Source organism: Imtechella halotolerans (assembly GCF_028743515.2).
Lineage (GTDB): Bacteria > Bacteroidota > Bacteroidia > Flavobacteriales > Flavobacteriaceae > Imtechella > Imtechella halotolerans.
In genome coordinates this window covers 3,102,364-3,113,111 of record NZ_CP117969.2, presented here as the reverse complement: position 1 = coordinate 3,113,111, position 10,748 = coordinate 3,102,364, and the positions used below count along the sequence as shown (strand labels likewise).

Sequence of the window (10,748 nt, the reverse complement as noted above, 5' to 3'; positions counted from 1 at the left end):
CCCTTAAAAGCTGTAAAAATTAAACTGTCTATGAACTTCTCTCCCTCTCGAAAGCGGGTGCAAATATAGAAAGGTTTTTTTCATTTTGACAACTATTTATTCAAAATAATTTAACCCGAAAACCATAACAGTTGAATACAAAGTACTTACGTATAAAATTAAATTCAATTCCTATGAGTTCAGCTAAAAAGTATATACTGTATTTAAATTATTGTAATTAAAAAAGCCACTTTCAACTATGAAAAGTGGCTTCTATGTATTAACTATTCTATTTATATATATAGTGATGTCAACTCCTATTTATTTACGAAAAGAAATTCCACACCACCCCAAATCGGACCATAAAATCACGATAGGGATAATTTGGGGCTGTATAATAATTATACCCTGTATAAGAACTATTGAAGTGTTCGGCTTTAAGATATATACGAGTTTGTCTCACTCTAGCATTTATGAAGAAATCTAATCTTGGATAATTTCCGATTTTTTCTGAATTCTGAACAGAAAATTCCCCCAGTAATGGATTATATGAATTCGCATAAAACTCAGTAAAGTAATTCAAGGTAACCCCGGTTTGAAGGTACATAGCTTTTTTAAACAAATAATCGGTAAAGTATAACGTATTACGTGTTACAAATTCCGGAACATTAAGAATTGGATCCTCCTGTCCAACCTTCTGATACATTATAGTATTATCAAGTGCAAATTTACCGAGCTTAAACTCACGATTAATTTTAAGCTTGAGATATTGAATACTTTTCGAATACTGTCCAGGTGCCACCTGCACACTTTCATCATCAATAACTGGTTGAACTCCAAAATAAGTATAGTTATTAATATTCGTAAGCTCCATTGAAGCATTAAAAATATCTTCAGACTTTAATTCTGCCTGAAACCCTTGCCTATTCTCTTTATTAAACTGATTTCGATTATACCAATTATATGCTTTATAATCGCTATGGTATAACAAGAAATTAAAATTAGGCATTTGAGAGGTAGCATGAACACCTGCTATGAACCTATTTCTATCATTAATCCTATAAAGCAAATTTCCGAAAAATTGAGTGCCCCCCATACTACCAATTATAGCCTGATTGGCTTGGGCTTGGATAGATAAATTTCCAATTTTTTTATTCCATTGAGCACCAAGTGACAATTCTGTATCCCTTAATCCATTTGGAATCACCCCCTGCTGATCAATTCTAATTGTATTAAAATAGTAGTTATAATAATTAGCAGAAGCATTTATCGTTGTTTTTCCCAAATACGGAAGCTCTGCATCTATGTAAAATTTATTATTCATTGTTTGCAACCTTGCCCTATCCGATATTTGAGGGGTGTAAGCTTCACCAAAATACTCGTTGGCTGATTGTTGTTTAAAATCAAAGTATTTGGTTTCATAAACAAATCGATGCCCAAATCGCAAAGCAGTATTACGCACAGAATCTTTCGAACGTAACAAATTATACTCCTGGTCTACAAAGTATCGTATTCCCCTAAGCATGTTTTCTGCATCTTGAAAATAAACATCCATTCTGGCTCGATTTGTAAACTCTGGATCTCCAGACTCAAACTGCGACCTATTAGAAATCCCACCATTCTCCTGATTCAATATATCCTGACCGACAAAATGAAGTCTTAAATTATATTTATTATTCTTAGACAAATAATTAGCCGTAAAACGAAAATTTCCTGTACTTGACAATATATGTTGGTACTTACCAAGGGATCGTAGTCCTTTATATGCAATTGAAAAATTAAGTTGCCTAGACGTATTTAGAGTAACAAAAGCATCTAATAACTGCCCTTGTTCCATTGCAGTTTTAAAAAATAAATCTGTAGTAGGTGTTGGTACATGATAATATGAAATATCATTAACTGACATATAATTATAATGCTTACTCCTAGCCCCCATTAGTGGCATACTATTTTCATTTCTAAAAGTATAAGCTAGTGCATTATACGTTTGTCCTAAATTAGAAAATGGAAGAAGTTCAAAATTATCTTTTCGAAGATAATTATAACGATATTCCTTTTGAATGGTAAGTGACGTATCTAGATACGTTGTGTCTCGGTCAATAGAGATTATCTTATAATCTGTAACAGTAATTTTCTCTTCTTGAAAATCTACACCCCTTTTACTTCCAAACAGTAAGGTATCCTTTAATCCTTCGCCAGACCTAGTCTCTTTTTGGGCATGAATAAAGCCTACAATAAAAAATAAAACTAAAAAGATTACTTTCTTCATATATCATGTATGAATAGCAAAAGTATGTTTTTTTAAAATTACATCTTAGTATAATACAAAAAAACCACCAAGCAAGCTTGATGGTTTCTTTATTAAAATTACGGTAAAATCTAATATCCATAATTTTGCGTCATATTCTTATTAGCATTAATTTCACTAATAGGAATTGGGAACGCATAATTAGAACTTCCATATTCAGGACCACCATGTGACTCCCCTTCTCCATATGCTGGAATATCTCTACCTGTTCTTGCTAAATCATAGAATCTTAATCCTTCAAATACAAATTCTTTACGTCTCTCCAAAAGAATATTGTCTAAAGTAGCTTCCGTGTATGCTGTTGCTCCTCTTTTAGCAGGTATCATATTCAAATAGATAAGTGATGTTGCAGGATCTGTAGCTAACAAAGCTTCCGCATAGTTAAGTACAACTTCTTCATATCGAAACAATGCAATATTATTCGTGTAATCTTCTTCAGGATACTTACCTATATTACGTAAATAATCATCCCCATCAACAGCCAACATTTCATCTGATCCACGCACATCACCGGCTTCAAACAAATTAGCCACATTATCAAGAGCATTAACATCCCCGTAATTACCTTCATTATAAATATAATGTAACCCGTTTATACCATTATTATCGGTATCACTAGCCGCAATTTCAAAAAGTTTGTTAATAGCACATTTTGCATCCTTTGAAAAAGATTTAGCAAAATTATCAGCATCGATAACAGCAAATTCGCCAGATTCAATTATAGCTTCAGATGCTTCAATAACGACATCCCAATCTCCGAAATAGGTACCAACCCTTGAACGAATAGCTTGTACTGTATATGTTGAAAATTCAGTACAACCACCATTTTTATCTTCAGACATAAAATCCAATGCCATTTCTAAATCATCATAGATAAATGCCCTTACCTCAGCTGTTGTGTTTCTAGATGGAAGTAAGTTACCATCTCTATATTTCAACATATAAGGAACAGCTAAACTATTCATCCCTCCTTGACCACTTATATGCAATTGACCGTATAATCTCATTAAATCAAAATGAGCCATTGCACGCAAAGCATATGCTTGACCCTGCATATGTCTTATTTCTTCTAAATCACCGTCCAATGAAGCAGCATCTTGTTCAATTATAATATTAGCATTTGCTATTACTTTGTACATAATATCCCAAGAATCTCTTGCATAAGCATCTGAATTACCCATATCCATGGTCGCTGGTGTAAGAAAACGACCAGAATTACCATTAGCCATTGCATTATCAGATCGGACTTCACCAAAAATGATGTAATCTCTTCCATAATATGCTGTAGCACTAACCCTATTATAAGCTCCGTAAAGGACACCAAAAACATCCTCTTGAGTTCTAATAGCTTCTTGCTTTTCTTTATTAGTAGTCAATGTTGGATCCAACAAATCTTCATTACATGAAGAAACAGATCCAAGCAAGGCTACTGTTAATAATGAATAAATTATCTTCTTCATTTTTTTTAGAATTTTAAATTAACATTAAATGATACAGATTTAGTTGGTGGCGTTGTCAACATTGTAAATCCATCTGCACGAACTTCAGGATCATACTTCAAGCCCTCATCTTTAACCCATGTCAATAAATTTGCTCCTCTAAGGGAAACTCTAATTCCTTCCAAACCAGTTTTCTCAACAAATCTATTTGGAATATTATACCCTAGGGTTATATCCTTTAATCGAATATAATCACCATCATATAAGAAACGTGTAGACGTTCTTGAAGCATTATCTCCGGTTGCATTATACACCATTCTAGGGTAATCCGTTACATCCCCTGGTTTCTGCCATCTACTCATCATATCTTGAACTCCATTATAATATAGAGTAGTATAAACACCCGAATGCTGCGTATAAAATGCCCAATCTTCAAATACTTTATGTCCACCAGCAAAATACACACTTGCGTTTAAAAAGAATCCTTTAAATTCTAAATTTGTAGATAATCCACCTGTAAAGGTAGGCATCGCACTTCCTCCTTGATATTCCTCTTTAGCTGAAAAATAGTTGGTAGTAAGTTCTCCATCTTTACCGTTTAGGTACCATTGAGGACGACCAGTCTGCGGATCAACACCAGCCCACTTTCTCATTCTCCAAGCATAAATAGGTTGTCCTACTTCCACAGCACGTGTACCGGTAATGATATTAATATCCTCACCATCAGAGTCTTTTGCCAAGGCAATTACTTCATTCTCAACAGTAGCATAGTTTCCTGAAATTGACCATGAAAAATCCTTACCTCTTATAATATCAGCACTAAGCTCTATTTCAATACCTTTATTTACTACTGTACCAGCGTTATAAACTTGACCGGCATGTCCAGAAGTATAACTTAATGGAACGGTTTGTAATAGATCATAGGTCTTCTTATTAAAATAAGCAAATGATCCAGATACACGGTTCTCAAATAAACCAAAATCAAAACCTAAATCATAGTTTTTATTCATCTCCCATGATAAATTCTCATTGCCATACTGAGACGGATAAACTGCACCTAAACCATTGTAGTTCGCATCATAACTCAATAAATTTTGGAATCGATTGATATCAATCTGAGAGTTTCCACTTTCCCCAATAGAAGCTCTAAGTCTTAATTGATTTACAATTTCGTTCCCACTTAGGAAGGCTTCTCTATGGATATTCCAAGCTGCACCCAAAGACCAGAAGCTACCGAATCTATTGCTTGCGGCAAATCTTGAAGACCCTTCACGTCTAAAGGTAGCGTCCAAAACGTATTTTCCATCAAAATTATAGTTTAACATTCCAAGGTAAGAAATACTTGACCAATCATCAAAAAATCCTCCTACCGCCTGAGAGCCAGGAGCTGTATCTAGATAATACAATCCATCAGCAGGTAAATTCTGACCAAAACCAGTTAAAAAGTTCCTTCTATTCTTTTGATATTCCACTAAACCTTGAACATCAAAACTATGTTGTGCTACCTTAAAATTATATGCTAATGAATTTTGGGTTACATAGTTAAAGTTTCTATTCACGGAATTTTGAACTGATCCACCAACGGCGCCATCAGAATCTCCATGATATCGGTTTCTATACTCATGATAAGAAGCTATGGTATAATCCAATCCTATCACTGATTTAAAACGGAATCTATCATTGATTTTCCAAACTAAAGAAGTGTTATTTAAAGCCCTAGTTAAGTTATTTTCTGTAATATCAACGGTTTCTTGATATAATGGATTAAATACTGATGTATTTAAATTATATGAACCATCGGCATTATAGGCACTTTCAATTGGAGGCATGAAGAATCTTACCAAATGTGGATTTGAGAAATAGGCGGCTTGCTCTAATATACCATTTTGAGTCACATTAGAAACATTCATCGAAGTAGAAAAATCAAACTTGTCTGAAAATTTTCTATTAAAATTAAAGCTTCCCGAAATTCTTTCAAAATCAGAAGCGATAACAGTTGCTTCAGTAGCGTTATAACCTAAAGATGCGTAGAAAGATGAATTCTCATCACCTCCCGAGGCAGAAATATCATAATTCTGCATAACTGCATCCTTGTTCTTAACTGCATTCCCCCAGTTAAAATCCGTTTCTTCATCCCATCCAGTAGAAGCTAATGCATATGCATAAGCAGTAGCATTATCATAACCACGGGAATTTCGGAATGCATCTGTTAACAACTCCATACGTTGTGTTGCTGTCAAAGGTTTTCTACCTTCAACTGCATTGTTTTGGAAACCTACCAATGAATTAGCTGTAAAAGAAACTTTACCAGACTTTCCTTTTTTGGTGGTAATAACAATTACACCGTTTGATCCTCTGGCACCATATGCAGATGTTGCAGAAGCATCTTTCAATACAGTTATACTCTCAATATCCGAGCTGTTCAATGAAGCCAAGGCGCTGAATGAACTCACTGCACTTGATCCTGAAAAGTTTGAGTTATTTACAGGCACACCATCAATTACATATAATGGATCATTACCCGCATTGATTGAGCCCACCCTACGAATACGTATATCCTGAACTGATCCAGGAGTACCAGACGCCATAGAAATGTTCAATCCAGCTACTTTACCTTGAAGAGCCTGGTCAACAGAAACAACTGGGACAGACGCAATCTGATCTCCGGATACTTGAACTGAAGAACCTGTAACTTCACTCACAGATTTTACAGAATACCCTAATACAACTACTTCCTCCAATGCTTGAGCATCTTCTTGCAGAGTTACGTTAATAGTAGTAGCTGAACCAACAGTGCGTTCAACAGATTTCATACCTAAATAAGAAAAAACTAATGTTTGACCTGACATGGCCTTTAAGGTATACTTTCCATCAAAATCAGTTTGAGTACCTGTTGAAGTACCTTTAACCAAAACAGCCACTCCTGGAAGCGGCATTCCTGATTCATCAGAAACAGTACCTGAAATGTTTTTCTCCTGTGCAAAGGAGAACTGTACTAGCGCCAAGAATAGCGTTAGCATCCAAGTAAATTTTAATTTCATGTTTATATTATTTGAATTAGTCAACGCAAACCTCTTAAAAAAATATTAATAAAACAAGTGATGTACACTCATCAACTGTTAAAATTGCAAAGTTTTCCCTCAAAACATACATTTCACACAACCTTTTCATCACTTTCCAGTTTAAAAGCTATAATTTAACAGCTTTTTACAATAAACTTCACAATAGATGCTTTTGAGTTATTACCACACCTATCAAGAAGCCGGAACAGACGAAGCCGGAAGAGGCTGCCTTGCAGGTCCAGTTACCGCTTCGGCTGTCATTTTGCCTCCAGATTTTAAACATCCGCTCTTAAATGATTCAAAGCAGTTATCCGAAGCAAAGCGAAGTCTACTTCGCCCAATCATAGAAAAAGAAGCATTGTCTTTTAGCGTTTGTCATATTTTACCAGAAAAAATAGATGAAATAAATATCCTAAATGCCTCTATTCTTGCAATGCACAATTCCCTTAAAAAACTATCCTTTGCCCCAGAATTTATCATTGTGGACGGCAACCGATTCAAACCCTTTTCTAATATTCCGCATCAATGCATCGTAAAAGGCGATAGTAAATATATGAGCATTGCAGCCGCCTCAATACTTGCAAAAACCTATAGAGATGAATACATGGAAAAACTCCATCAAGATTTCCCAATGTATATGTGGAATAAAAACAAGGGATACCCAACCGAGGAGCATCGAAATGCAATTAAAAAACATGGGATTTCTCCACAACATCGCAAATCATTCAGATTATTGCCAGAGCAATTAACTTTGGATTTCTAAAATCTATATTTTTGCACAAAACACTTGCTATGCGTCGTCTTTTTTTTCTGATTACTTGCTGTTTACTTATTGTTGCATGTACAACAAATAAAACAGATTATCCTCACTCCATCCATTTTTTACCAAGCGATAGCTCTTTAATTATCCAAATAGATAATCCCAATACATTTAAAAGTAGTTTTAATAATAATGAATTTCTTTCTTCTTTTGAGGAACCTTTAATTTCAGAAAGAATCTTTAAGATCGTAGAAAAGTTACATCCCTCTCAACAAATATGGATAAGTTTACAAGCGACCAAGTACACAATAGCATTCAAATTCTCAGAACAGATACAACCAAAGGATTCCACCCACATTTTTTATAACGCTATAGAAAACCAGATTGACTCTGCCACAATCCAAACAGATCAATGGTATTACACTAAAAAACAAAATCATATTTTAATATCTACGGATAAAAACATATTAATGAATGATTTCAAAAAAGAAAATCCCCTTTATTCACAACTCAATCCTCTTATTAGATCAATTAACTCAAGTAAAGCAGCTACGCACTTATATATACATTCTAAACATCAAAACACCCCCTTCGAAAAACTTTTTGGCGACCAATGGAAGCGAAGTTTTTCCGATTGGTCAGTTATGGATATCCAATCAACTTCACAGAACAATACGTTCTCCGGAGTTTCAATGAGTACCCAATCAAACTCAATATTAAATCTACTTTCAGAAACTCAACCGCTTTCAAACAGAATCCCTGAAATTGTACCTGCAACTTCAAAAGAATTAAATTCCTATACATTTTCAAATTCTGCACTTTTACGTTTTACTAAAGCCGTAGACTCACTTTTTCTAGCTGACATATACGAAATAGGTTTTATGACTACTGAAAAAGGAATAGCAAGCGGGATATTTAGCTATGATATTGAATCCACTTTTGAAACATTAGAAACCACACCAGAAGTTTCAATTAGGAACCAAATGGTATATAGAATTTTAAACTCACCTTTACTCAACGCAAGTTTTGAATCTTTCCTTCCTGAATTCAAACCTACTTTTTGCAGTGTAATAGATGACTTTATGTACTTTACAGAAAGTATAGAAACCATGGAGTACCTCATCACACAACAACAGAACAAAAGCACCTTCATTCATTCTAATGCATATCTTGCACTGGTCCCACAAATGACCTCTGAGTCCTCATTCATGGTTTTGAACACCATTTCTCAAAACAAACAACTGCAACAAGTAACTACTGATAAAAAATTCCAATTACTTTCAAAGCAATTTAAATTAGCTGTTTTTCAAGCCACACCACAGGGAAATGCATTTTTAACCCATATTGCTCTTCAAAAATCAAAAGGTACGATTGACGAAACAGGAGTTAGCGAACGTTTTCAAGTAAAACTAGACAATGATATAGCTACCCATCCGCAATTTGTATTAAATCATCGAACAAAATCAAAAGAAATAGTTGTACAGGATACAGAAAACAACTTATACCTAATAAGTTCTGAAGGAAAAATACTATGGAAAAAAGCATTAGATAGTAAAATTCAAGGAAAAATTACCCAAGTCGACCTATACAAAAATGGCAACTTACAACTTGCATTCACTACAGAGAAAATGTTTATCGTAATAGACAGAAATGGAAATATCGTAACTCCTTTTAATAAGAAATTTGAAGACAACCTACTACCGCTAGCTGTCTTTGATTATGACAAAACATTAGATTATCGATTTCTTTTAATTTCTGGAAAACAATGGATAATGTTAGACAGAAAGGGAAATACAGTTAATGGCTTCACAAAAAAAACATCGGATTCCCTTTTATTTTCACCTGAACACTTCCGAATTGGCAACAAAGACTATATTGCAGCCATGGAATCGAATGGCACTTTACTTCTTTTAGATCGTACCGGTAATACTAGAATTCCTGTTAAAGAAAGGTTCCCTTTTTCAGACAACACAATAGCCGTCTATGAAGACACTTTTACATTTACAGACCAAAATGGCACCTTATGGCATATTGATCAAAAAGGTGGAATGCGAAAAGTAGTAAAAGATTTAAAAAATGGTCATGGCTTCACCGCAACCTCCAAGACCATAGTAACCTTGTCGGACAACCTATTATCTATTAAGGGAAGAACAATTGAAATTGATTTTGGTATGTATACAAAGCCAGAAATTTATTATGTAAATAATAAAATATACATTACATTCACAGATACCCAAACACAAAAATTATATATCTACGATAGCAACTCAAATTTATTGCCAAATTTTCCAATATTCGGCATTGGAGCGGCAGTTATAGATGATATCAATCTAAATGGAATTCCTGAAATTGCTGTTAAAACAGATGCGCAAACAATTACGGCCTATAGCATGTGATTTTAGTTTTCCCATAAAGGAGCAGTAATATATTCTGCCTCAAAAAGCATTTTAAAATGTGTTAAAATTTTTGATTTCACTTCGTCTAATGAAATCTCAGTTTTCCCTAACTCTACATGTAGTGAGGTTACTGCCTTACCACGAATTCCACAAGGAATAATATTGTCGAAATAACCAAGATCTGCATTTACATTAAGGGCAAAACCATGCATAGTTACCCAACGACTAGCTCGAACACCCATAGCGCAAATTTTTCGAGCAAAAGGAGTACCTACATCAAGCCAAACACCAGTCTCACCATCACTACGCTCTCCTTTAAGACCATACTCTGCCAATGTAAGGATGATAACCTCTTCTAGGAAACGAAGATATTTATGGATATCAGTAAAAAAATTATCCAAATCCAAAATAGGATATCCGACAATTTGACCTGGACCATGATACGTTATATCCCCACCTCTATTTATCTTATAGAATGTTGCTCCCTTTGCCTCTAATTGAGCTTCATTAAGTAGCATATTACTTATATCTCCACTTTTACCCAACGTATAAACATGGGGGTGCTCCACATAAAGAAAGTAATTAGGGGTAGGAATCTCTGAATTCTCTCTTCGGTTTTGCACCTTGAGATCTAGGATTCCTTTAAAAAGCTCCTCTTGATACTCCCAAGTATCTTTATAATCTTTGAAGCCTAAATCTTCAATAAATACTTTTTTATTCATAAAGCAAAGATACATCATACGGCTTAGTTTAGCCAAAAAAGTAAGGCTGATGTTCAAACATCAGCCTTATATAAACATTAAA

The 10,748-nt window shown here is 34.5% G+C and carries 6 protein-coding genes; 2 read left to right on the top strand and 4 right to left on the bottom strand.

What is annotated here, in order from left to right; all coding sequences use genetic code 11:
* Window positions 1-304: 304 nt before the first annotated feature.
* The 3 genes from PT603_RS13720 to PT603_RS13710 all read right to left on the bottom strand — a co-directional run bounded on the left by PT603_RS13720 (window position 305) and on the right by PT603_RS13710 (window position 6,767).
* Complete coding sequence (locus PT603_RS13720; RefSeq protein ID WP_008237887.1) at window positions 305-2,248, bottom strand: putative porin; 1,944 nt, start codon at window positions 2,246-2,248, stop codon at window positions 305-307.
* 110 nt (window positions 2,249-2,358) lie between these two features.
* Complete coding sequence (locus PT603_RS13715; RefSeq protein WP_008237886.1) at window positions 2,359-3,747, bottom strand: RagB/SusD family nutrient uptake outer membrane protein; 1,389 nt, start codon at window positions 3,745-3,747, stop codon at window positions 2,359-2,361.
* A gap of 5 nt (window positions 3,748-3,752) precedes the next feature.
* Window positions 3,753-6,767, bottom strand: coding sequence for a SusC/RagA family TonB-linked outer membrane protein (locus tag PT603_RS13710; RefSeq protein WP_274237711.1), 3,015 nt, complete (start codon window positions 6,765-6,767; stop codon window positions 3,753-3,755).
* Window positions 6,768-6,954: 187 nt separating this feature from the next.
* On the opposite strand from PT603_RS13710, the gene rnhB reads away from it, so the two are divergent.
* Together rnhB and PT603_RS13700 are read left to right on the top strand one after the other, a co-directional pair.
* Entirely contained in the window at window positions 6,955-7,551 is a 597-nt protein-coding gene (rnhB, locus tag PT603_RS13705) for a ribonuclease HII (RefSeq protein ID WP_008237884.1), read from the top strand.
* 11 nt (window positions 7,552-7,562) lie between these two features.
* Window positions 7,563-9,944 carry a hypothetical protein gene (locus PT603_RS13700; protein ID WP_155805536.1) on the top strand — a complete coding sequence of 794 codons (2,382 nt, stop codon included), beginning with the start codon at window positions 7,563-7,565 and terminating at the stop codon, window positions 9,942-9,944.
* 2 nt (window positions 9,945-9,946) lie between these two features.
* On the opposite strand, the gene lipB is transcribed toward PT603_RS13700, so the two are convergent.
* Window positions 9,947-10,666: a lipoyl(octanoyl) transferase LipB gene (lipB, locus tag PT603_RS13695; protein WP_040488581.1), complete on the bottom strand. Its 720-nt coding sequence runs from the start codon at window positions 10,664-10,666 to the stop codon at window positions 9,947-9,949.
* Between the last annotated feature and the right edge of the window lie 82 nt (window positions 10,667-10,748).

Coding starts and splice junctions, on each gene's coding strand:
- PT603_RS13720 (WP_008237887.1), bottom strand. CDS start 2,248: ATGAAGAAAGTAATCTTTTTAGTTTTATTTTTTATTGTAGGCTTTATT.
- PT603_RS13715 (WP_008237886.1), bottom strand. CDS start 3,747: ATGAAGAAGATAATTTATTCATTATTAACAGTAGCCTTGCTTGGATCT.
- PT603_RS13710 (WP_274237711.1), bottom strand. CDS start 6,767: ATGAAATTAAAATTTACTTGGATGCTAACGCTATTCTTGGCGCTAGTA.
- rnhB (WP_008237884.1), top strand. CDS start 6,955: ATGCTTTTGAGTTATTACCACACCTATCAAGAAGCCGGAACAGACGAA.
- lipB (WP_040488581.1), bottom strand. CDS start 10,666: ATGAATAAAAAAGTATTTATTGAAGATTTAGGCTTCAAAGATTATAAA.